Consider the following 21,103-nt stretch of genomic DNA (forward strand, 5'->3'; position numbering starts at 1 on the left):
CAAAAAAAACAACCTATTTTGTTGTCAGATTTAAAATTCTTTGTCATATTGAAAGGAGTAGGAAAATGAAAATTTATTGCAGAAGGAAGGTAACATGATGAAATTACTAGATCAAATATTAGAGCATAATAAGTTATTTGTAGAAAAGGAAGAGTATGTACAATTCCAAACCACCAAGTTTCCTAACAAAAAATTAGTGGTTTTATCATGTATGGATACAAGACTAATTGATCTTTTACCTAGCGCGATGAATGTAAAGCATGGAGATATGAAAAATGTAAAAAATGCCGGGGCGATTGTTTCTCACCCTTTTGGTAGTATCATGAGAAGTATTTTAGTTGCTGTATTTGAACTAAATGCGGACGAGGTGTTAGTAGTAGGGCATCATGACTGTGGGATGGGGAAAATTAATTATGAATCCTTGCGAGCAAAAATGGAGGATAGAGGCGTATTAAAAGAAACGATTGATGACTTAAAATATGCTGGTATTGATATAAAGAGCTTTTTGAAAGGGTTTAATAGTGTGGAGGAAAGTGTTCGAGAAAGTGTAGCGATGATTACAAAGCATCCATTAATGCCAGAAGGAGTCCCTGTGCATGGATTGGTGGTAGATCCTAACACAGGAAAATTAGACGTTATTGTGAACGGGTACGAAGGAAATTAATCCTTTTTTTTCTTTTCAGGAACGTGGTCAAATCCACCGGGATGGAACGGATGGCACTTCAAAATCCTTTTTATTGTGAGCCACCCTCCTTTAATTGCACCAAAGCGTCCAATTGCTTCCATCCCATAATGGGAACAAGTCGGATAAAAGCGGCAAGTTGGTGGTTTTAAGGGAGAGATGACTTTTTGGTAAAAACGTATGATCAAAAGGAATAAATGTTTCATATAATGTCACCTCACATAAATTATAATGGAAAATGTTTAAAACGGAAAATTTAACTAATTCTTATAAAACAGATGAATTTAATTGGAATTAGATGTATGATATAATAGGTTTATCTTTTTAATAAGGGAGAGTGTCTTACATGCCTTCAGTAGAAAGCTTTGATTTAGATCATAATGCAGTAAAAGCTCCTTATGTCCGCCATTGTGGAGTTCACAAAGTTGGGACAGATGGTGTTGTAAATAAATTCGATATTCGTTTTTGTCAACCAAACAAACAAGCAATGAAGCCTGATGCGATTCACACACTTGAGCATCTTTTGGCTTTTAATATCCGCGCTCATGCTGAAAAATACGATCATTTTGATATCATTGATATTTCGCCAATGGGTTGCCAGACTGGTTACTATTTAGTAGTAAGTGGAGAGCCAACTGTTGAGGAAATCATTGATTTGATGGAAGCTACATTAAAGGATGCAGTAGAAATTGAAGAAATTCCTGCATCTAATGAAAAACAATGTGGTCAAGCAAAGTTGCATGATTTAGAAGGTGCAAAGCGTTTAATGCGTTTCTGGTTAGAGCAAAGTAAAGAAGACCTGCAAAAGGTCTTTGGATAATAGTAAAAAAATAGTGCAAAACAGATTTATTCGTATAAAGCGAATAGGTCTGTTTTTTTATGGTTTTCAGTGGGCTCTTTTTTGTTTTCTATCATACTTTTAATAGAAAGACATATATTGCTAACAACAAGGATAAAAGTTTCAAAGAGTCCTATGATATAATATCAAATAGATAAAATGTTAGGAGTCGAAAAATGAGGACAAGCAATAATCTACTGAAAGATATTATCGGGCTTGCATTAATTGGGTTTTTCCTCTATTTATTCTTTTTTATGGATATGAATGAACTCTCTGATAAAATACCAAGCTCTTGGCTAAATGTAAATACTATCTTTTTAAGTATCGTTATTGAAGCGGTACCTTTTATACTACTTGGTGTATTTGCTTCTGCCCTTATTCAAACGTTTGTGTCAGAAGAGAAAATTAAGAAATTCTTACCGAAAAATGCTATTGCTGCAATCATTCCTGCGGCCATATTAGGAGCAATATTCCCTATTTGTGAATGTGCGATTATTCCAGTGGTACGCCGCTTGATAAAAAAAGGGATGCCTTTGCATGTTGGTGTAGTATTCCTAGTTGGAGCACCTATTTTAAATCCAGTGGTATTTGCTTCTACTTTTTACGCATTTAACGGAGATCCAACGATACTTTATGGAAGATTTGGTCTGGCATTCATTCTTTGTATTGTGATTGGATTATTGATGCTTCTACTATTTGATAATAAAAATCAACTTCGTTGGACCAAAAATGAGTTGCAAGGTAAATTAGATCCTACTTTAGAGCAAACAGGACCAACGAATAAATGGAAATCAACATTTTACCATGCAAGTGATGAATTTTTTGATATGGGAAAATATTTAATTATGGGTGCTTTTATCGCTAGCTTATTTCAAACATTCTTAGACCGCAGCGTTCTTGTTGCACTTGGGTCAAATGATGTATTATCACCAGCTGTTATGATGGCATTTGCTTTTGTATTGTCTTTATGCTCGGAAGCAGATGCATTTGTTGCGGCATCCTTTGGATCAACATTTACGACCGGATCAATACTAGCCTTTTTAGTTTATGGACCAATGCTGGATTTGAAAAATGTGTTTCTGCTATTTGCCTATTTCCGTACGAAATTCGTATTAGTGTTTATGGCTGTAGTCACTATTGTTGTATTTGCAGCAATCCTTATTTTCCAGCAGCTAGTGTTGTAAAGAGAGGATGAGATAGAATGGAAAATAAACGAGATTATGGGTTCCATATTTATTTACGCGGAATTATCTTATTAGGCTTTACCCTACTATTCTTTAAGCTTATAGTTACGGGGGATATTGCGAACTTCATTGCCCCGCGGATGATGCCTTTTATGTACTTTGCTGCTGGAACCTTGTTTTTGCTAGGGATTATCCAAATTTGGAGAAGTGGATCGAAAAATAAAGAAGAGTTAGTGTGTAACTGTGGCTTTGATCATGGCGATTCTTCGACACCAATACAATCTATTGTAATCTATTCTATTTTTGTATTGCCTGTTGTAACGGGGTTCATGTTTCCTGACAATATCTTAGACAGCTCGATTATTGATAAGCGAGGATTCACGAACTCAAAGCAAATAGTGGAAGAACGGCAGCAAGCGGGGGCTTTTGATGGCACCACTGAAGGGACAGGTGACACCTCTTTAGCTGATGAATACTTAAAAGATCCAGAGAAATATATGGAGTCAAGTGGCCAACAAACAATCGATGAAAAACTAGCGGATGCACCACTCGAACATCCTGAAGGCTTTGAAGTACAAGCGCCACCAGAAGGCTATTATGAAGAGATAAAAGCGGAGCTCAAAAAGAGTGATACTATTATGGTGGATGACGAAAAATATATTCCGATTATGAATATCATTGACATGAGTATACATGAATTTGTCGGGAAGAAAATTGAAATGGTTGGATTTGTTTATCGCGAGGCTGATTTCACGGACGACCAATTTGTTGTAGCCCGATTTGGATTGTCATGTTGTGTTGCTGATGCCTCTGTATATGGGACTTTATCAACAATAGAAGGTGCAAGTGACCTGCAAAATGATGAATGGGTAAAAGTTTCTGGAACCTTAACAATAACAGAATACAATGGCTGGACCTTACCTTACGTGGAAATAGAAAGCTTAGAGAAAGTCGAACAGCCAGAAACCCCATATATATATGAATATTATTAAATAGCTTGATATATTAGTAGAAAACCCAAAGCGGGCCATCCGAGAAGGACGGCCCGCTTTGGGTTTCGACATGTATGGGGAAATTCCTGCTGGGGTCTGGCACCAAATAGATCATTTTTTATTAGTTTTTTTTTCCTCGCTGTTTTGGGTTTCTTGTGCTTGGTCGTCTAGAGGATCAATTTTGTGCTCGTAGTTGTAGGCTTTGTTTGTTGTTAATAGGGTTAAGAGAAGAACGACAAGTACGATAATGACGCAAATAATAAGTATGGTTGTCATGATTTAGAGAACTCCTTATATAATGAATTTTTCCGTAATTTTGGTTGTGTTTCATTGTTTCTTAATTAAAGAGAATAGTTTATATTATTCCAAAGGCGTTAATCAAAATAGGCTCAAATAAAGCTAATTTAATTATAATTTTTTACTATACCTAGCTGAGGATTGGAGCGAAAGTCGTAGACTCCTGCGGGAGAAGCGGAGTTAGGGAGACCCCGCAGGCGCTTTATGCCGAGGAGGCTCCATACCCGCCCGCGGAAAGCGGAGACTTTCGCGGAAATCATCAGCGGCGTTTAATAGAGTAAATTAATAAGAAATGAACCATAGTGAGAGCTGCTTTTCCTATTTTAACATGATTATTCTTATGGAAAAAGTAATTCTAAGGATAGATTAACTGTTTAAGGGGAACCTAAATGGGGTAAAAAATTAATGAGTACGTATCGTTTTAGAGGAGGAAGAGGTATGTCTAATCAATTAACAGATGTAGTCAACAAGCAAGTAGCAAACTGGAGTGTCTTATTTATTAAATTACATAACTACCATTGGTTTGTGAAAGGACCTGAATTCTTTACGCTCCACGAAAAATTCGAAGCGTTTTATAATGAAGCAGCAACTCATATTGATGAGTTAGCAGAACGACTTCTTGCTATTGATGGAACGCCTGTGGGTACAATGAAAGAAATCTTAGAAATCTCTACCATAAATGAGGCGGAAGGTAAAGAGACCGCTCAGCAAATGGTCCAATCAATTGCAAGTGATTTTTCCACTCTTATTGAAGAGTTAAAAGAAGGAATGGAAGTCGCCGATCAAGCTGGAGACGAAACGACTGGAGATATGTTGTTAGCTATTCACCAAAGTGTGGAAAAGCATAATTGGATGCTACATGCATACTTAGGGAAATGATTAATGAAATTTCAAGCCCGATGTGAAGGGAAATCCCCTAATCATTGGGCTTTAATATTTTTGAATACCTATATTTTTTGCTCACTCTAATGCAAAAGCTTAGGATCTTTACTAAATTCATGTTCACTTCTTTCATCATCCTCATCAAACCTGATCAAAAATTCTTTCACCTGATCCATCACAAATAAAGCGACAATTTGATGAAGTTCTTCGTCTGAAAGCTCCTTCAACAAATCAAGACACTGTTCTCTTGTAAAGCCTTTAACGATAGAATATGCTACTGCATCGATATCCTCATCATCTCTTAATAGTTTCTTTTGATATTTACCTACGAACTCTTCTAATGATCTCAAAGTAATCACCTCAACTAAAAGTATCCTTCCCCTAGTTTCTTCTAACTTTTTTGCTTCATGCAAAAAAGGTCAAATCGACTCTCACAAGTAAACGACTGCTACATAAACTAGTGTATAAAAACTTAATTGAAGGAGGTTAACAATGGACAAGTACACAGCCATTTATGTAGGAACTGTTTCATTTCTAGGATCCGTTGCTTCCTTTTTGTATGGCGGATTTAGTATGTTGCTACTTTTTCTCATTGCCTTTGTAGTAGTGGATTATGTAACAGGAATCCTAGCAGCTTTTGTAGAGAAGAAACTGTCTAGCAGAGTAGGCTTTAAGGGAATTGCACAAAAAATATTTATCTTTGCCCTTGTTAGTATTGCGCATGTTTTAGATATTATCTTAGGTACGACCGTGATAAAGGATGTTACGATTCTTTTTTATCTAGTGAATGAATTCATTTCAATTATGGAAAATGCGAATAGAATGGGCGTTCCAATTCCTGAAATTTTAAAAAAATTAATTGATACGGTGAAAAAGAAGTCTAATCTATAATAACTTTCAGCATCTGGAATAAAGCAGAGCATCCGGAGCAAAAATAAGAGAATGATGCTAGAAAGGATGAAGGCGATGGAACGAAAAACATATTACATTTCATTAGCAGATGGAAATATATCGCAGGTAAAATCAGCTGCTTCTTGGAATTATCAAATTCAAGCAACAGATGAAGAAATTACTCAGCTAAGAGAGCTATTCGATCAAAATTATTCATCCGATTGGCAAAGTTTTTGGCGTTCACATATTCCTTATGTGGAATATCACTTTGATCGTCCAAATGATGGTTATGATAATGGACTACAACAAGTATTTAAAATGCTGTATGAGCTTGGAGATGAAGAAACTAAAGCCCATATTAAAAATCAGGGGCTATTAGAGGATCGATTCGAGTGAAAAATTAGTTTTATTGCAAATGATGGTCTCTTTTAGGATACTTGACTCTCACAATTTCGATGCTACTATGATAAGATGGAGAAGAAAAAAGAGATATTGGAGTTTCGATAGTATGTATCAGTTTGAAGACATTTATCATAATAAAGTGATGTTATCCTTTAAAGACCATCCTTATTCCAAAGAGCCTAAACACGTTTGGGTCATTTGTAAATTTGAGGATCAGTGGTTGCTCACTAGCCACAAAAATCGCGGCCTTGAATTTCCAGGAGGCAAAGTAGAAATAGGAGAGAGTGCTGAACAAGCGGCAGCTCGAGAAGTAAAAGAAGAAACTGGTGGACATGTTTCCAAATTGCATTACATAGGCCAGTACAAAGTTGAAGGAAGAGAAAAGATCATTATCAAAAATGTGTATTTTGCCCTTATTGATAAAGTGGAAAAACAATCTACTTATTTTGAGACAAATGGTCCCGTTCTCCTGAAACAACTTCCGGCAAACATAAGAAAAGATCATCGTTTTAGTTTTATCATGAAGGACTCTGTGCTAACTTATAGCATGCAGAAAATAATGGAGAGCAACTCTTTTTAATGGAGCTGCTCTTTTTTATGTTTGTCACACATTATGAATGTTTCACAAGCTTTTTCTCTAACAAATCTACAAGTTGATACATAATCGTCGCAAATACCGCGATAATTAGCAAACTGAGTAAGACGAGCGTGAAGTTAAAGACTTGGAAACCATAGATAATCATATAGCCCAATCCTTTTGAAGAAACAAGAAATTCTCCTACGATAACTCCAACCCAAGAAAGCCCTACATTTACTTTTAATGTAGATATGATTGTAGGGTAGGAGGCTGGGAGCACTGCCTGAGAAAAAAGCTGTCCTCGTGATGCTCCGAATGTTCGCAATACCTTTAAATAATTTTCATCTACTTCTTTAAATGCAGTGTATACAACGATCGTCGTAATAATAACGGAGATGATCGCTCCCATCACAATTATAGAGCCCATATTAGGTCCAATTGCCACAATAAGAATGGGACCAAGGGCCACTTTTGGCATCGCGTTTAGAATGACTAAATAGGGCTCTAAGACCCTGGAGGTCAAAGGGGACCACCATAAGATAGCAGCAATAATCGTACCAATCAATGTCCCCAGTATAAAGCCGAAAATCGTTTCTGTTACAGTAATACCGATATGGGCGTATAGGGAACCATCTTGGATTTTATCGATAAAAAGATTCCATATCTTACTTGGATAACTAAACAACAGCGGGTTAATCCAACTGTTTTTACCGGCAAGTTCCCAAAATGTAAAGAAAACAACAAAAATAATGAGTTGGTAAAATCGAACTTGAAGCTTTCCTTTTTTTCTTTTTCGTAAATAGTCTGAATGGAGGAGGTTAATGTTCGTTTGATTCTTCAAGTTGCTCCAACTCCTTCCAGATTTTTTGGAACAACGAAGGAAAGAGAGGATGCTGTCTTGCCTCAAAAGGGATACTCTCTCTTAGTTCATTAGGAACATTAAAGGTTTTGGCAATTCGGCCAGGATTAGCTTTTAAAAGAAAAATTCGGTCACTCATCGCGATTGCCTCTCCAATATCATGGGTAACGAGTAATGCTGTCTTATGAAACGATTTCAGGGTACTAAACACCAAATCTTCAAGCTTTAGTTTGGTCTGATAATCTAAGGCCGAGAATGGTTCATCTAGAAGAAGTAATAGCGGGTCAGTTGCAAGGGTACGAACAAGCGCAACACGTTGACGCATTCCCCCTGAAAGCTGGGATGGATAAAGTTTTTCCACCTCATGTAGATCCATTTCATTTAAAAGCTGAAGGGCCTTCTTCTTAGTAGCTTGATTCAACTTATTTGATATTCTTAGTCCTATTAAGCTATTATCTTCAATCGTTTTCCAAGGGAATAGATAATCCTGCTGGAGCATATAGCCGATTTCAGAAACGCAGTCTTTCGGTCGTTTCCCCTGCAAAAGAATGCTTCCATCTGTTGGTTGCAAGAGACCGGCAATGATAGAAAGTAAGGTTGTTTTCCCACACCCACTAGGGCCGAGAAAGGAGATAAACTCCCCTTCCTCAATATTAATGGAAATGTCTTCTAATACCTTTGTGGCTCGGTCAGGTGTAAAGTAAATATGTTCGATTTGATTGATTGTTAAAAAGCTCATGGATCTTCATCCTATTCTCCCATTACCTCTTCGGCAATGGTTGTATTTACTAATGTTTCATGCTCCACATATTGTGGTAGCTCTCCGGCTTCTTCCATAATATTTTGTAAGTTCTCCCATTCAGCGTGATCAAGTACAGGGTCTGTTGCAAACGAACCTTGGCTCTTATAACGATCCACTACTGTTTCGATTAATTCAACAGTCGTATCGTCAAAATAGGGGAGAATGACTTCGGCAATTTCTTTGGCAGTATGCGTGTCGACCCATTGTTGTGCTTTATATAAAGCACGGGTGAATTTTTCAATTGCTTCACTATTTTCTTTAATGTAGCTCTCTTTTGCCATAAAAGTAGTGTAAGGGATCAAACCAGATTCCTCTCCAAATGACGCCACAATATGACCAATGCCTTCTTCTTCAAAGATACTTGCTTGTGGTTCGAAAAGTTGAACGAATTCTCCAGTGCCAGAAGCAAAAGCACTAGGGATATTTGCGAAATCAACATTTTGAATTAAGTTCAAATCAGATTGTGGGTTAATACCATGTTTTTTTAGGACAAATTCGCCAGCCATTTGTGGCATACCGCCTTTACGTTGACCTAAAAAGGTACTTCCCTTTAAATCATCCCAAGAAAAATTCTCTAAGTTTTCCCTTGCTACTAAGAACGTACCGTCAGTTTGAGTTAATTGCGCAAAATTGATTATTGGATCATTTGAACCTTGGGCATAGACATAAATCGATGTTTCTGAACCAACGAGTGCCACTTCTGCCCCATCAGCTAGCAAAGTCGTCATCGTTTTATCACCGCCCCATGCCGTGGTTAAAGTGACATCGAGTCCTTCTTCTTCAAAAAATCCTTTTTCAAGTGCTACATATTGGGGAGCATAAAAGATAGAACGAGTTACTTCTGAAATCCGTATCGTATCTTTCTTAGCGCCTCCACAAGCAACTAATGAAGCAATCAAAATTAGGCACAATCCAATACTTAGGGTGATTTTATAAAGTTTCATGTTAACCTCCTCAGGTTCTCACCAATAGATTAATTTACTTACTTCTAGGGCCAGCGCTTATCTCTACAAGGTTTTCTCCTGACTTCTGAGGAGATTTTCTTTGGTTAGCTGCTTTACAATGTTGCGCTTGCACACTTCTCATAAAATAAAGTATGATTTGGGCTAAATATGTGTGAATGCCTAGTGGGTAAAAAGGAGGCAAAAAATTGAAAAACGGTTCGATTATTGAGAAAGTCCGCTATCCTTCACCTAGCCCACATGTTTCTGTGTTTATGGTTACTTATTATAGTGGTGGGCTTAAGGTGAAAGGACTACTTGCGGAACCTCAAGTAGAAGGGAACTATGATGGTTTTCTTTATTTAAGAGGCGGAATTAAAAATGTTGGACAAGTTCGAGTGGGGCGAATCGTGCAATTTGCTTCCGAGGGATTTATCGTTATGGCACCTTTTTACCGTGGAAACCAGGGTGGAGAGGGGAATGAAGATTTTGCTGGTGATGATCGCGAGGATGCATTTTCTGCTTTTTGTCTGCTTGAGCAGTATGCGAAGGTGAAGAAAAACCGAATTCATGTCTTTGGTTTCTCTAGAGGAGGCGTGATGGCGCTGATGGCTGGTGTTCAGTTTCCACATACTTGCTCGGTTGTAAGCTGGGGAGGGGTATCTGATATGTTCTTAACCTATGAGGAGCGGGTCGACTTAAGACGCATGATGAAACGTGTAATCGGAGGGACCCCTAGTAAAGTTCCAGAGCGTTATGAATGGAGGACTCCCTTATACGAGCTTGAAAGGCTAAAGGCTCCACTCCTCATTATTCATGGAGAAAAGGATAATAATGTGTCAGTTGAACATTCCTATCGCTTGGAAAATAGAGCGAAGGAGTTGGGAAAATATGTAGAAAGCTGGTATTTCCCAGAGTTTACTCACTATTTTCCACCAAAGGAAAATCGGAGGCTAGTGGAGCGATTGACATGTTGGATGAAGCAGCGGGCGGAGAATCCTGAGTAGGGGGGGCTTGTACCGTTTGGGGATTTGGACGAATGCGCCGTGAATTCGGACGAATGCACCGCAATTTCAGACGAATGCGATTCAGAAATGGACGAATGCACCGCAGTTTCGGACGAATGGCTACCATTACCAGCCCTATACTAGTCGAAAGCGCGAAGATAAATTAACAGATTCAATCATTAACCACAAAAAGTGCTAAACTCAGGAAGAGTTTAGCACTTTTGTTTATTTATACAGTTGGTCCACCTTGATGTAATACTTCTTCTGGTACATTTTTAAACTTTTTGAAGTTCTCTTTGAATTTATGAGCTAACTCACGAGCGAATTGGTCATATTTTGCTTCATCCTGCCAAGCTTTCTTTGGTTGAAGCACTTCATCAGGTACACCTGGAACATGAAGTGGTACATCAACGCCAAAGTATGGATCTTTTGCTGTTTCCACATGGATTAGTTCTCCTTCAAGTGCTGCTTGAACCATAGCTCTTGTGTAAGAAAGCTTCATACGGCTTCCAACACCGTATTCTCCACCAGTCCAGCCTGTGTTCACAAGGTAAACTTGAACATTATGCTCATCAATCTTTGTTCCAAGCATTTCTGCGTAAGTTGTAGCAGGAAGTGGCAAGAAAGGTGATCCAAAGCAAGTAGAGAAAGTGGTTTGTGGAGATGTAATACCACGCTCTGTACCTGCTAATTTACTTGTGTAGCCACTTAAGAAGTGGAACATTGCTTGTTCTTTAGATAATTTAGAGATTGGAGGTAATACCCCAGTAGCATCTGCTGTTAAGAAAACAATTGTTGTTGGATGACCAGCGATACTTGGCTGAACGATATTATCCATCGCATCTAATGGGTATGCGGCACGAGTGTTTTCTGTTAAAGTAGAAATATCGTAGTCTGCGATTCTAGATTGTCCATCAATTACCACATTTTCTAAGACAGAACCAAAGCGAATAGCATCAAAAATTTGTGGTTCTTTTTCATAGGACAGGTTAATACATTTTGCATAGCATCCGCCTTCGATATTAAATACACCTGTATTAGACCAACCATGCTCATCATCACCAATTAGTTTTCTATTTGGATCTGCTGATAATGTAGTCTTTCCTGTGCCGGATAAACCGAAGAATAAGGCAACATCACCTTCACGACCAACGTTTGCAGAGCAGTGCATTGGCATAATACCGTTTTCAGGAAGCAAATAGTTCATCACAGAGAAAATCGATTTTTTCATTTCTCCTGCGTATTCGGTACCACCGATTAGGACAACACGCTTTTTAAATGAGATAATGATAAATGCTTCGGAATTTGTTCCATCAATTGCAGGATCTGCTTTGAAGCTTGGTGCAGACACAACACTGAATGCGGTTTCATGCTTGGCAAGCTGTTCGTCGTTAGGACGAATAAATAATTGGTGTGCAAAAAGGTTGTGCCATGCAAATTCATTGATTACTTGGATTGGTAATTGATATTTTTCATCCGCTCCAGCAAATCCTTTGAATACAAATAGCTCATCTTTATTTTCTAAGTATGTTAGAACTTTCTCATATAAACGATCAAATACATCTTCTGAGATGGGGCGATTTACACTTCCCCAGTCAATTTTATCTTGTGAAACATCTTCTTCTACAATAAATTTATCTTTAGGGGAGCGACCCGTATATTTTCCAGTTGTAGCAACTACAGCACCAGTAGATGTTAGGCTGCCTTCATTACGGTTTAAGATTTTTTCCACTAATTGAGGAACAGATAGTTGCATGTGCGTGTTGCTTCCGTAAATTAATTTCGTTAAACCATTATCAATACCAACCGTTTTCATCATGGATAACTCTCCTTCAACTTGTATATTAATTTCTCATCTGTTAAAAAGTATAACACATTTAAATGAATAGTCCATACTAATTAGCTTATTTTATGAAATAAAGTGGAAAAGCGTTAACATTTTGTGGAATTAGGGCTTATTTTCTTTCCAAAACATCCATATAATAAGGAAGAGATTTATCTGTTGCTTTTTGTCGATTATTTTGTCCTTTTTTGTTGACAATAAAGCTTTTATTACGCTAATATAGAACCTTGAACGGATACTCTTATTCCGAGCTGGTGGAGGGACAGGCCCTATGAAACCCAGCAACCTGCTCAAAGGGGATTGCGAACGCATATAGCGTCGCTTTTATTTTTGGTACAACTACATTTGTAACTTGTACTACCTTGAGAAAAGGTGCTAAACCTGAGCAAGGCTTGACCTTGACCGATAAGAGTGAAAGGCTTAAACGTTGAAACCAAACCTTTCCTCAACTTTATGGAAAGGTTTTTTATATTTTGACACAAAATAACAAAGAACATAACAACAGGAAATGAGATCCGTATCAAATAGAACTGTTATCTATGAAGAAACACTTGTTTTTTCATAAACAAAAGGAGGAACTTTTTCAAAATGACCAAACAACGTCGTTTATTTACTTCTGAATCCGTTACTGAGGGACACCCGGATAAAATTTGTGACCAAATTTCTGACTCTATTTTAGATGCAATTTTAGCAAATGATCCAAATGCTCGTGTAGCTTGTGAAACTTCTGTAACAACTGGATTAGTATTAGTTGCTGGAGAAATTACCACTTCTACGTATGTAGATATCCCAAAAATCGTTCGTGAAACAATCCAAGGAATTGGCTATACTCGTGCGAAATATGGTTTTGATGCGGAAACGTGTGCGGTTTTAACTTCTATCGATGAGCAATCAGCTGACATCGCAATGGGTGTTGACCAAGCATTAGAAGCACGTGAAGGAAAAATGACAGATGCAGAAATCGATGCAATCGGTGCAGGAGACCAAGGTCTAATGTTCGGATTCGCTTGCAACGAAACAAAAGAGTTAATGCCATTACCTATTTCATTAGCTCACAAGCTTTCTCGTCGTTTAACAGAAGTGAGAAAAGATGAAATCCTTCCATACTTACGTCCAGATGGAAAAACACAAGTAACAGTGGAATATGATGAAAACGATCAACCTGTTCGTATTGATACAATCGTTATTTCTACTCAACATCACCCAGAAGTTACGTTAGAGCAAATTCAACGTAATGTGAAAGAATATGTTATCAAGCCAGTAGTTCCACAAGAACTTATTGACGAAAACACGAAATATTTCATCAACCCAACAGGCCGCTTCGTAATTGGTGGACCTCAAGGGGATGCAGGTTTAACAGGCCGTAAAATCATCGTTGATACGTACGGCGGATATGCTCGTCACGGTGGTGGAGCATTCTCAGGTAAGGACGCTACAAAAGTAGACCGTTCTGGAGCTTATGCAGCTCGTTATGTTGCGAAAAACATTGTAGCAAGTGGTTTAGCAGACAAATGTGAAGTTCAATTAGCATATGCAATTGGAGTTGCACAACCTGTTTCTATCGCAGTTGATACGTTTGAAACTGGTAAAGTTTCTGAAGAAAAATTAGTAGAATTAGTTCGTAACAACTTCGACCTACGTCCAGCTGGAATTATCAAAATGCTTGACCTACGTCGCCCAATCTACAAGCAAACTGCTGCTTATGGTCACTTCGGCCGTAATGATCTTGATCTTCCTTGGGAGCAAACAGATAAAGCAGAAACGTTAAAAGAACAAGCGAACGCGTAATATTTAAGGACTGTTCAATGTCAGAAGTTTCATCTTCTGATCGTTGGACAGTTTTTTTAGTTTGATGGTAGAGCTTACGTTCATGGAAGGAGATTTTCTTGAAAAGGTAGTAGCCAGAGGCGGTTGAAATTTACTGAAAATGAGCGTTTCAATTAAAAAGAAGCAGACGGTAAAAAACACGCCTGCTTTCATTTTTAATCTTCAATTACATGAAAACTACAGCACATCCTCTAACAATTCATAGAGAGAAGACCTTTCTGTTTCCATTAGCTTCCACTCATCCTGAAGCTGTTGAAGGGCTACTAAATCCTTCTCATGCTCCATTTGTATCTCAAGATCATAGATTGCTTGTTCGATTTCTTCAAGTTTCGCCTCGATAGTATCAGGTTTAATGGAGTTAGTTTTGTTATTTATCTGCTTTACTGGAGAGTGCACCTTCTTGTCTTTGGGCTTCTCGGCTTCATTATTTTTCTCCAGCTCTTTTCGCTTTTCCCTTGCATATTGATAATTTCCGTTATAAGTAATTAACTTGTTATTTTCAATCCAACATGTCTTATGGAAATATTTATTTAAGAAATAACGATCATGCGAAACAGTTAAAATTGTACCATTGAAATCCTCTAACGCTTCTTCTAAAACCTCTCTAGAATCAATGTCTAAATGGTTGGTCGGCTCATCTAGGATCAACAAATTGATATCCTGATGCATCAATTGTGCCAAGCGAAGTCTCATTTTTTCTCCACCACTTAAATTTTCCACCTTTTTAAAAACAGAAGCACCATAAAAAAGAAATTTGGCAAGGACGTGTCTGGCTTGCTCCTGAGTAATTGTTACATGTTCGCGAAATGCATCAATTAACGTTTGTTTTGGAGAACTAGCCTGAATATGTTGGGATAAATAGCCGATGTTTACATTGCTTCCAACTTTCACTTGACCAGAATCTGCTGTTTCCTCACCTAAAATTATTTTTAATAAAGTTGTTTTTCCTGTACCATTTTGCCCGACAATCGCTACTCGCTCTTGAAAAAATAGTGCTACATCAATTTCATCGAACAACTCTCTGTTATGAAAGGTTTTCGTTAAGCCTTCGATACTAATTACGTTCTTTCCACTTCGATCGCTTCCTTCGAATTGTAAGCCCATTGCTTTTCGTTCTAAAATAGGTCGCTTTACTTTTTCCATTCGATCTAATGCTTTTTCCATACTTTTTGCTCGACGATGTAGTCCGGCATTTGGAGGATTACTTTGGTTTGCCCATTCCTTCAAGCGCTTAATTGTTTCCTTCATCTTTTTGATCTTTTTTTGTTGTTCTTGAAAGACGGCGAATTCTAGTAATAGTCGCTCTTCCTTTTCTTTGAGAAAACCACTGTAATTCGTGTGGTAGACATGAGTTTCTCCATCTTCAAGATCAATGATTTTAGTGGCTACCTCGTCTAAAAAATAGCGATCATGAGATATAACGATAACCGTTCCATCGTATTCTCGTAAAAATTGCTCGAGCCATTCCACAGCATAAATATCGAGATGGTTGGTCGGTTCATCTAATAAAAGTAAATCAGGGGTTTGTAATAAAATAAAGCCAAGACAGATTTTTGTTTGTTCTCCACCACTTAAGCTAGAAAATTTCTGAGCTAAAAGATGGGTAATTTTTAAGCCATTTGCAATTTTTTGAATGGAAGCTTCTAGTTCGTATCCACCCATAAAAGTAAATTGTTCTTGAAGAATACCGTATTCCTCCATTATTTTTTGTAACACACGATCTTCTTTTACCTCGGTCATTTGTAATTCAAGTGCCCTTAATTTTTCTTGGACTTTGATAGCTTCAGAAAATGCGGATTGCAATACATCTTCACCCGTTGTTCCTTCTGAATACGTCGGAATTTGTGATAGATATCCAATTTTTGCGCCTTTTTTAATATGAATGGCGCCTTGGTCTGTTGCTTCTTTTCCGCTTATTAGTTGAAAAATTGTCGTTTTGCCGCTGCCATTCCTTCCAACAAGACCAATTCGGTCGTTTTCTACAATTTCTAGAGAAAGGTTCTCGAAAATTTTTGTTCCTGCAAAACTTTTACTTACATCATTTATCGTACAAATCATCATTTGAAATATCTCCTTAACGTTTCTTTTTTTGGACACAAAAAAACCATGAGTAAGAAAAAGCTTCTTATCCCATGGTTTCAAAAATAAATCATTTAAGAACGCAATATAAATATCGCGAGCAGAGGGTATAGAGTCTCTTACTATCTGTAACATGTATTCAGTTGTTTAAAAAAGGACAGACGAATCCCGTTAACAACTGAATCATGAAAAATCGCACGGCATATATGTAAATAAGACAAATATTGCGCGCGAATCTTTACAGATAATAACATCTCATTTCCCTCCTTCCGTTCATTAGATTATTACTATTATAAACGGTAATATCGAAAGGTTGCAACTTTTCTGTGAAAATATCCGTGTAAAGCGGCTCAAGTATACGATGGAGGCATTTTCGTCAAAACTAAGAGAATAATATGTAACTTGGATTAGCTCTAAATCGTCTAACAGGTCAAGGGAATGATAGTGGGGTGGGAATGTGTGTGGATTTGTAGGAAGTCTTTTTGAAATACAAGCTAAGAATCAGCGATCCATTACTTCGATGTTAAAGGTTATTCACCATCGTGGACCAGATGATACAGGAGTTTATATGGATAATGATATACAGCTTGGTTTTCAACGGCTAAGTATTATTGATTTAGAAAAGGGACATCAACCGCTATCTTATGAGGACGGTCGTTATTGGATTGTTTTTAATGGTGAAATATATAATTATCTGGAGTTAAGAGAGAAACTTCTGGTTGAAGGGTTTGTTTTTCAAACAGAGTCTGATACCGAGGTGATAGTTGCATTATATAGCAAGTATAAGGAAAAATGTGTAAAATTATTGGAAGGAATGTTTAGTTTTGTTATTTGGGATTCTCATGATAAGGAATTGTTTGGAGCGAGGGACCCATTTGGAATAAAGCCTTTTTACTATCTGGAGCAGGAAGAGAGTTTTAGCTTTTCCTCTGAATTTAAAAGTTTGTTAGAACTGTTACCTGTTTCTATAAATGATGATGTTCAATACGATCAACTGCAACACTATCTTTCCTTTCAGTATGTGCCAGAACCTCAAACTATTTGCTCTTCTGTTAAGAAACTACCTCCTGGATATTATTTTTATAAACAATTGGGTGAAAAGATGAAAGTGAAGGAATATTGGCATCCTACCTTTTTTCCCATCTTCCAATCAGAAAAAGGGTTAAAGGGGCTAGTACAGAGTACGCTTAGAAAATCAGTAGAGCAACAAATGAGGAGCGATGTTCCAGTCGGTTGTTTTTTATCAGGTGGGATTGATTCTACAATTATTGCGACACTTGCAAAGGAACAACATTCGAAGATTAGGACATTTTCTGTTGGCTTTGATGTAAATGGCTATAGTGAAATTGAAATTGCTGAGAAAACCGCGGAAAAGTTAAAGCTTGAAAACGATAGCTATATCATTACTGCAGAAGAGTTTAGCAAAGAGTTGCCAAAAATTATTTGGCATTTAGATGATCCAGTTGCTGATCCGGCTGCAGTTCCCCTTTACTTTCTAGCAAGGGAAGCACGGAAGCATGTAAAGGTTGCCCTTTCAGGAGAAGGGGCAGATGAATTATTTGGAGGGTATAATATTTATAGAGAACCACGTTCTTTGAGAGCTTTTTCCTTGATTCCACCTTTTATTCAAGATGTTATTCGAGCAATCGGAAAAGAGCTTCCGGAGGGGATGAAGGGTAGAGGGTTTCTTTTAAGAGGGTGTACGCCTATTGAAGAGCGATTTATCGGAAACGCAAAGATATTCTCGGAAGAAGAAAAGAGTTTGTTTTATAAAAAATATCAAAAAGAACTTAGCACTATTCAAATAACCGGAAAGATGTATCAAGAGGCTGCAGAGTATGATGAGATAGCGAAAATGCAGTATGTGGATATGTTAACGTGGTTACGCGGAGATATTCTGGTAAAAGCTGATCGGATGTCTATGGCGCATTCATTAGAGGTAAGAGTGCCTTTTTTAAGTAAAGAAGTATTTGATATTGCTTCTTCATTGGGACCTCATTTAAAAATCTCCTCTACCTCTACAAAATATTTATTAAGAAAATCAGTTGAAGACTTGATTCCAGCTCATGTAGTGAATCGAAAAAAATTAGGTTTTCCCGTACCTATCCGAGTCTGGTTAAAGAATGAACTTTATGAATGGGCGTACATGATCTTCAAAAATAGTACTACTGCAACTGAGTATTTCCATGTGTCTTATTTACTGAAGCTCTTAGAGGATCATCGGATAGGGAAGAGAGATAATAGCCGAAAACTTTGGACAGTGATTGTATTTTTAGTGTGGCACAATATGTATGTGGAGCAATATCAGTGTATAAACTCCGTAAGTAAAAAGGATTGGCTAGAAGAGGATAATGAGAAAATGGAAGAAGAAAAGGAGGCATAGTCGCCTCCTTTTCTTCGTGTAGATAATGAGTTTCGTTTTTTAAGCTAACTCTTGAAGATCTTGATTAGTTAACGCCTCTTCATAATCTAGTAGCAACCTTTGGAAAATAGCATCCCAAGACTGCTGTAGCGCGTATTCTCTCCCAGCGATGCTCATATCCTCTCGAAGCACATGATCATTAAGGATGGTGGAAATGGCTCGTGCAAAGGAAGGGACGTCTTTTTCTGGGCACAATAGGCCTGTGACACCATCCTGAAGAATCGTCCTAACTCCACCTGCGTTTGCACCAACAACTGGGGTACCAGAAGCTAGTGATTCTAATACGACATTTCCAAACGTTTCAGTAGAAGAAGGGAACACAAATAAATCAGATGCACCATAGATCTCTGCTAAGCTAGAGCCAGATTGAAATCCTGCAAACGTCATTTTAGAGGAAGCTGCCTTCATTAACTCTGGCTTTAATGGGCCATCTCCTACAATGAGCCAATGAACATGTTGACGAATATGATCGGGGAGTGCGGCGTGTATTTTAGGTATTAATGAAACATCCTTTTCTGGAGCAAGTCGTCCTACATAGGAGATAACATATTTTTCTTTAATCTTGTATTTGATTTTCAGTGCTTCAGCTGAAAAATTCGGATGAAAAGCGGTGCAATCTACCCCTCTTGGCCAAATAGCTGTATTCGTAAAGCCATGTTTTTTTAAATGATTTTGTGTGTCGATGGAAGGAACAAATATTTTCCGAAGTGGTCGATGGAACCAGTTCATATATGTCCAAAAAAACTTAGTGAGAAATTGAAGGTCATAATATTCGAGGTATTTATCAAAGTCAGTGTGATAGGATCCCACAATTGGAATGTTTAGTTTTTTTGCAAAATGGATTCCGCATAACCCAATATTGAAAGGAGTAGCGACATGAATTAAGTCTGGTTGAAATTTTTGTAGTTCTAGCTTAATGGATATCATGTTTGGAAGTGCAAGACGGCACTCGGGATATAAGAAGAAAGGAAGGCTTGCAAATCGGTAAACATGACTTGAAAACAACTCTTTTTCTGTACTTTCTGGTGCAAAAACACGGTATTCTATTTTATTTTTCTCCAGATATGAGGTAAATCGATTTAAGGTTCTTGCCACTCCATTTACATCTGGTGCAAAAGTATCGGTGAAAATAGCTATCTTCATATGAAACCTCCATCTCAATTTGCATTTTAGATAAAAGCATATGGATAAATCTTTTCAATTAGGAAAAAGGAGTTTATACCAACAGTGGTTCCAAGTAAGCAACCAACTGCTACATCAGTTGGATAGTGTAGTCCGAGATATATTCGGGAGAATCCGATACTTAATGCTAGTGGAACTAAGCAAATTGCTAAAAAAGGCATATATATAATAAACGGAATTATAGATGAAAAGATTGCCGTCGTATGACCAGACGGGAAGGAATGATCCTTTAATGGATTGGTTGTCACTTTAATTTCCGTTAAGGCGAGGTACGGTCGTTTTCTTGGATAGTACTTTTTCATTATTGCAACAGGTATGTGGCTGAGGGTTAAGGAAATCCCGCTTGCAATAGCAACATATTGTAAAGAATTAGAACTGAGGATAATGAGTGCTAAAAGAGTACCTATGGTAAAGACTGCTCCACCCATATGAGTAATGGATCGGAAAAAGAAGTTTAAATACTTCCTATCAAAATGTCGATTTATTCCACGAAAAAGATGACATTCAAGCTCGTAAATATTGTGAAATAATTTACCCATTATCACACCTCCTCGTTAGAGATTCTTCTTTCTATCTATATTCTAAGTAGTAAATATTTAGTAAGTAATAAGTCATTGTTAAAAATATATGAAAAATTTCAAAATATATTTTACGAAAATTTAAGAATAAAAAAAACCGCTATAGAATACATAACGGTTAATGGGAGGAATTTATTTTTGCAGAGATTTATAAAATTGTCCTTTTTCAACATATTCTCTTCGGATTCGAGCCATATCTTTTTTATCTTCTTCTGTTAATTCCCGAATTACTTTAGCAGGGCGTCCGAAAGCAAGGGAATTTGGAGGGATTTTTTTGCCAGGAGAAACAAGGCTACCTGCACCAATAAATGCACCTTCTCCAATTTCAGCACCATCCAATACGATGGATCCCATCCCAATTAAGGCATTTTTTCGAATTATTGCGCTATGTAGTGTACATTGATGCCCAACTGTGACATCATCTTCTATAATTAAAGTTCTCTTTGGACTTTGGTGTAAAAGGGATTGATCTTGAATATTCACCCTGTCTCCAATGATCGTAGGAGCTACATCACCGCGAATAACAGTATGAAACCAAATGCTACTTTCCTTACCAATTGTTACATCACCGGTGATCACAGAAAAGTCAGCTAAAAATACGGTCGGGTCAATTTGTGGTTTTTTATCCAGATATGGGTATATTTTATACATGAGATCCTCCAACTTGTTTTTAAGATAGAATTGTTATACTTTAATAAGAAAACTTTCTTAGAATCGGCGGATTACCTTACCACCTGACGCATAAGTGATTCTGGGAATAGACTAGGGACGTCTTATGCTTGTCGGAGCAGAGCGAGCCGCTTATACTTTTCTTATTC

The 21,103-nt window shown here is 37.5% G+C and carries 23 protein-coding genes and 1 riboswitch; of the genes, 11 read left to right on the forward strand and 12 right to left on the reverse strand.

Going from position 1 to position 21,103, the window contains the following annotated elements:
- Nucleotides 1–97 precede the first annotated feature (97 nt).
- Entirely contained in the window at nucleotides 98–664 is a 567-nt protein-coding gene (locus BK580_RS05130; RefSeq protein WP_078379297.1) for a beta-class carbonic anhydrase, read from the forward strand.
- Here the strand turns inward: BK580_RS05130 and yidD are convergent.
- Nucleotides 661–888: a membrane protein insertion efficiency factor YidD gene (gene yidD / locus BK580_RS05135; protein ID WP_078379298.1), complete on the reverse strand. Its 228-nt coding sequence runs from the start codon at nucleotides 886–888 to the stop codon at nucleotides 661–663. The genes BK580_RS05130 and yidD overlap by 4 nt on opposite strands.
- A gap of 140 nt (nucleotides 889–1,028) precedes the next feature.
- Between yidD and BK580_RS05140 the strand changes: the two genes are divergently transcribed.
- From BK580_RS05140 to BK580_RS05150, 3 genes are all read left to right on the forward strand, one after another.
- Nucleotides 1,029–1,502, forward strand: coding sequence for an S-ribosylhomocysteine lyase (locus BK580_RS05140; RefSeq protein ID WP_078379299.1), 474 nt, complete (start codon nucleotides 1,029–1,031; stop codon nucleotides 1,500–1,502).
- Nucleotides 1,503–1,696: 194 nt separating this feature from the next.
- Nucleotides 1,697–2,704, forward strand: a complete 1,008-nt coding sequence (locus BK580_RS05145) for a permease (protein WP_078379300.1) — start codon at nucleotides 1,697–1,699, stop codon at nucleotides 2,702–2,704.
- Between the two features lie 17 nt (nucleotides 2,705–2,721).
- Nucleotides 2,722–3,696 carry a TIGR03943 family putative permease subunit gene (locus BK580_RS05150; protein WP_078379301.1) on the forward strand — a complete coding sequence of 325 codons (975 nt, stop codon included), beginning with the start codon at nucleotides 2,722–2,724 and terminating at the stop codon, nucleotides 3,694–3,696.
- 111 nt (nucleotides 3,697–3,807) lie between these two features.
- On the opposite strand, the gene ytzI is transcribed toward BK580_RS05150, so the two are convergent.
- Nucleotides 3,808–3,972, reverse strand: coding sequence for a YtzI protein (ytzI, locus tag BK580_RS05155; RefSeq protein ID WP_078379302.1), 165 nt, complete (start codon nucleotides 3,970–3,972; stop codon nucleotides 3,808–3,810).
- A 459-nt stretch (nucleotides 3,973–4,431) separates the two neighbouring features.
- On the opposite strand from ytzI, the gene BK580_RS05160 reads away from it, so the two are divergent.
- Nucleotides 4,432–4,872 carry a Dps family protein gene (locus BK580_RS05160; RefSeq protein WP_078379303.1) on the forward strand — a complete coding sequence of 147 codons (441 nt, stop codon included), beginning with the start codon at nucleotides 4,432–4,434 and terminating at the stop codon, nucleotides 4,870–4,872.
- Between the two features lie 86 nt (nucleotides 4,873–4,958).
- Here the strand turns inward: BK580_RS05160 and BK580_RS05165 are convergent, their stop codons facing one another.
- A complete protein-coding gene (locus BK580_RS05165; protein ID WP_139364842.1) occupies nucleotides 4,959–5,225 on the reverse strand; it encodes a DUF6154 family protein in 267 nt (88 codons plus the stop codon).
- Nucleotides 5,226–5,367: 142 nt separating this feature from the next.
- Here BK580_RS05165 and BK580_RS05170 point away from each other — a divergent pair, with 142 nt between their 5' ends.
- The 3 genes from BK580_RS05170 (at nucleotide 5,368) to ytkD (ending at nucleotide 6,748) form a co-directional block, all read left to right on the forward strand.
- On the forward strand, nucleotides 5,368–5,766 hold the full coding sequence (locus BK580_RS05170; protein ID WP_078379305.1) for a phage holin family protein: 399 nt from the start codon (nucleotides 5,368–5,370) through the stop codon (nucleotides 5,764–5,766).
- A 66-nt stretch (nucleotides 5,767–5,832) separates the two neighbouring features.
- Complete coding sequence (locus tag BK580_RS05175) at nucleotides 5,833–6,162, forward strand: hydrolase (RefSeq protein WP_078382643.1); 330 nt, start codon at nucleotides 5,833–5,835, stop codon at nucleotides 6,160–6,162.
- Nucleotides 6,163–6,274: 112 nt separating this feature from the next.
- A complete protein-coding gene (gene ytkD / locus BK580_RS05180; protein WP_078379306.1) occupies nucleotides 6,275–6,748 on the forward strand; it encodes an RNA deprotection pyrophosphohydrolase in 474 nt (157 codons plus the stop codon).
- 31 nt (nucleotides 6,749–6,779) lie between these two features.
- Here the strand turns inward: ytkD and BK580_RS05185 are convergent, their stop codons facing one another.
- Genes BK580_RS05185 through BK580_RS05195 form a run of 3 tightly spaced genes read right to left on the reverse strand, consistent with a single transcriptional unit; the run spans nucleotide 6,780 to nucleotide 9,350 of the window.
- A complete protein-coding gene (locus tag BK580_RS05185) occupies nucleotides 6,780–7,586 on the reverse strand; it encodes an ABC transporter permease (RefSeq protein WP_078379307.1) in 807 nt (268 codons plus the stop codon).
- On the reverse strand, nucleotides 7,564–8,343 hold the full coding sequence (locus BK580_RS05190; protein WP_078379308.1) for an ABC transporter ATP-binding protein: 780 nt from the start codon (nucleotides 8,341–8,343) through the stop codon (nucleotides 7,564–7,566). Before BK580_RS05190 ends, BK580_RS05185 begins: the two co-directional genes overlap by 23 nt.
- 11 nt (nucleotides 8,344–8,354) lie before the next feature.
- Nucleotides 8,355–9,350 (reverse strand): ABC transporter substrate-binding protein, encoded by a 996-nt coding sequence (locus BK580_RS05195; protein ID WP_078379309.1) that lies wholly within the window; start codon nucleotides 9,348–9,350, stop codon nucleotides 8,355–8,357.
- Between the two features lie 272 nt (nucleotides 9,351–9,622).
- On the opposite strand from BK580_RS05195, the gene BK580_RS05200 reads away from it, so the two are divergent.
- On the forward strand, nucleotides 9,623–10,354 hold the full coding sequence (locus tag BK580_RS05200; protein ID WP_408055255.1) for an alpha/beta hydrolase family protein: 732 nt from the start codon (nucleotides 9,623–9,625) through the stop codon (nucleotides 10,352–10,354).
- A 229-nt stretch (nucleotides 10,355–10,583) separates the two neighbouring features.
- On the opposite strand, the gene pckA is transcribed toward BK580_RS05200, so the two are convergent.
- Nucleotides 10,584–12,170, reverse strand: a complete 1,587-nt coding sequence (gene pckA, locus BK580_RS05205) for a phosphoenolpyruvate carboxykinase (ATP) (RefSeq protein ID WP_078382644.1) — start codon at nucleotides 12,168–12,170, stop codon at nucleotides 10,584–10,586.
- Between the two features lie 265 nt (nucleotides 12,171–12,435).
- Nucleotides 12,436–12,609: riboswitch (SAM riboswitch) on the forward strand.
- A gap of 176 nt (nucleotides 12,610–12,785) precedes the next feature.
- On the opposite strand from pckA, the gene metK reads away from it, so the two are divergent.
- Nucleotides 12,786–13,985, forward strand: a complete 1,200-nt coding sequence (gene metK / locus BK580_RS05210) for a methionine adenosyltransferase (RefSeq protein WP_078379311.1) — start codon at nucleotides 12,786–12,788, stop codon at nucleotides 13,983–13,985.
- Between the two features lie 216 nt (nucleotides 13,986–14,201).
- On the opposite strand, the gene abc-f is transcribed toward metK, so the two are convergent.
- Together abc-f and BK580_RS24100 are read right to left on the reverse strand one after the other, a co-directional pair.
- Entirely contained in the window at nucleotides 14,202–16,085 is a 1,884-nt protein-coding gene (abc-f, locus tag BK580_RS05215) for a ribosomal protection-like ABC-F family protein (protein ID WP_078379312.1), read from the reverse strand.
- A 140-nt stretch (nucleotides 16,086–16,225) separates the two neighbouring features.
- Nucleotides 16,226–16,357 (reverse strand): RAxF-45 family protein, encoded by a 132-nt coding sequence (locus BK580_RS24100; protein ID WP_328589039.1) that lies wholly within the window; start codon nucleotides 16,355–16,357, stop codon nucleotides 16,226–16,228.
- 203 nt (nucleotides 16,358–16,560) lie between these two features.
- Here BK580_RS24100 and asnB point away from each other — a divergent pair, with 203 nt between their 5' ends.
- A complete protein-coding gene (asnB, locus tag BK580_RS05220) occupies nucleotides 16,561–18,486 on the forward strand; it encodes an asparagine synthase (glutamine-hydrolyzing) (RefSeq protein ID WP_078379313.1) in 1,926 nt (641 codons plus the stop codon).
- A 39-nt stretch (nucleotides 18,487–18,525) separates the two neighbouring features.
- Here asnB and BK580_RS05225 read toward each other — a convergent pair whose 3' ends face one another.
- From BK580_RS05225 to BK580_RS05235, 3 genes are all read right to left on the reverse strand, one after another.
- Entirely contained in the window at nucleotides 18,526–19,668 is a 1,143-nt protein-coding gene (locus BK580_RS05225) for a glycosyltransferase family 4 protein (RefSeq protein WP_078379314.1), read from the reverse strand.
- A 26-nt stretch (nucleotides 19,669–19,694) separates the two neighbouring features.
- Complete coding sequence (locus BK580_RS05230; RefSeq protein ID WP_078379315.1) at nucleotides 19,695–20,246, reverse strand: phosphatase PAP2 family protein; 552 nt, start codon at nucleotides 20,244–20,246, stop codon at nucleotides 19,695–19,697.
- Nucleotides 20,247–20,417: 171 nt separating this feature from the next.
- Nucleotides 20,418–20,936 carry a gamma carbonic anhydrase gene (locus tag BK580_RS05235; RefSeq protein WP_078379316.1) on the reverse strand — a complete coding sequence of 173 codons (519 nt, stop codon included), beginning with the start codon at nucleotides 20,934–20,936 and terminating at the stop codon, nucleotides 20,418–20,420.
- Nucleotides 20,937–21,103: the final 167 nt, after the last annotated feature.

The sequence above is a fragment of the Sutcliffiella halmapala genome (genome assembly GCF_002019665.1).
Classification (GTDB): domain Bacteria; phylum Bacillota; class Bacilli; order Bacillales; family Bacillaceae_I; genus Sutcliffiella_A; species Sutcliffiella_A halmapala.

Coding starts and splice junctions, on each gene's coding strand:
- yidD (WP_078379298.1), bottom strand. CDS start 888: ATGAAACATTTATTCCTTTTGATCATACGTTTTTACCAAAAAGTCATC.
- BK580_RS05235 (WP_078379316.1), bottom strand. CDS start 20,936: ATGTATAAAATATACCCATATCTGGATAAAAAACCACAAATTGACCCG.
- ytzI (WP_078379302.1), bottom strand. CDS start 3,972: ATGACAACCATACTTATTATTTGCGTCATTATCGTACTTGTCGTTCTT.
- BK580_RS05140 (WP_078379299.1), top strand. CDS start 1,029: ATGCCTTCAGTAGAAAGCTTTGATTTAGATCATAATGCAGTAAAAGCT.
- abc-f (WP_078379312.1), bottom strand. CDS start 16,085: ATGATGATTTGTACGATAAATGATGTAAGTAAAAGTTTTGCAGGAACA.
- pckA (WP_078382644.1), bottom strand. CDS start 12,170: ATGAAAACGGTTGGTATTGATAATGGTTTAACGAAATTAATTTACGGA.
- BK580_RS24100 (WP_328589039.1), bottom strand. CDS start 16,357: ATGTTATTATCTGTAAAGATTCGCGCGCAATATTTGTCTTATTTACAT.
- metK (WP_078379311.1), top strand. CDS start 12,786: ATGACCAAACAACGTCGTTTATTTACTTCTGAATCCGTTACTGAGGGA.
- ytkD (WP_078379306.1), top strand. CDS start 6,275: ATGTATCAGTTTGAAGACATTTATCATAATAAAGTGATGTTATCCTTT.
- BK580_RS05230 (WP_078379315.1), bottom strand. CDS start 20,246: ATGGGTAAATTATTTCACAATATTTACGAGCTTGAATGTCATCTTTTT.
- BK580_RS05130 (WP_078379297.1), top strand. CDS start 98: ATGAAATTACTAGATCAAATATTAGAGCATAATAAGTTATTTGTAGAA.
- BK580_RS05145 (WP_078379300.1), top strand. CDS start 1,697: ATGAGGACAAGCAATAATCTACTGAAAGATATTATCGGGCTTGCATTA.
- BK580_RS05225 (WP_078379314.1), bottom strand. CDS start 19,668: ATGAAGATAGCTATTTTCACCGATACTTTTGCACCAGATGTAAATGGA.
- BK580_RS05170 (WP_078379305.1), top strand. CDS start 5,368: ATGGACAAGTACACAGCCATTTATGTAGGAACTGTTTCATTTCTAGGA.
- BK580_RS05175 (WP_078382643.1), top strand. CDS start 5,833: ATGAAGGCGATGGAACGAAAAACATATTACATTTCATTAGCAGATGGA.
- BK580_RS05150 (WP_078379301.1), top strand. CDS start 2,722: ATGGAAAATAAACGAGATTATGGGTTCCATATTTATTTACGCGGAATT.
- BK580_RS05195 (WP_078379309.1), bottom strand. CDS start 9,350: ATGAAACTTTATAAAATCACCCTAAGTATTGGATTGTGCCTAATTTTG.
- BK580_RS05160 (WP_078379303.1), top strand. CDS start 4,432: ATGTCTAATCAATTAACAGATGTAGTCAACAAGCAAGTAGCAAACTGG.
- BK580_RS05200 (WP_408055255.1), top strand. CDS start 9,623: ATGGTTACTTATTATAGTGGTGGGCTTAAGGTGAAAGGACTACTTGCG.
- BK580_RS05190 (WP_078379308.1), bottom strand. CDS start 8,343: ATGAGCTTTTTAACAATCAATCAAATCGAACATATTTACTTTACACCT.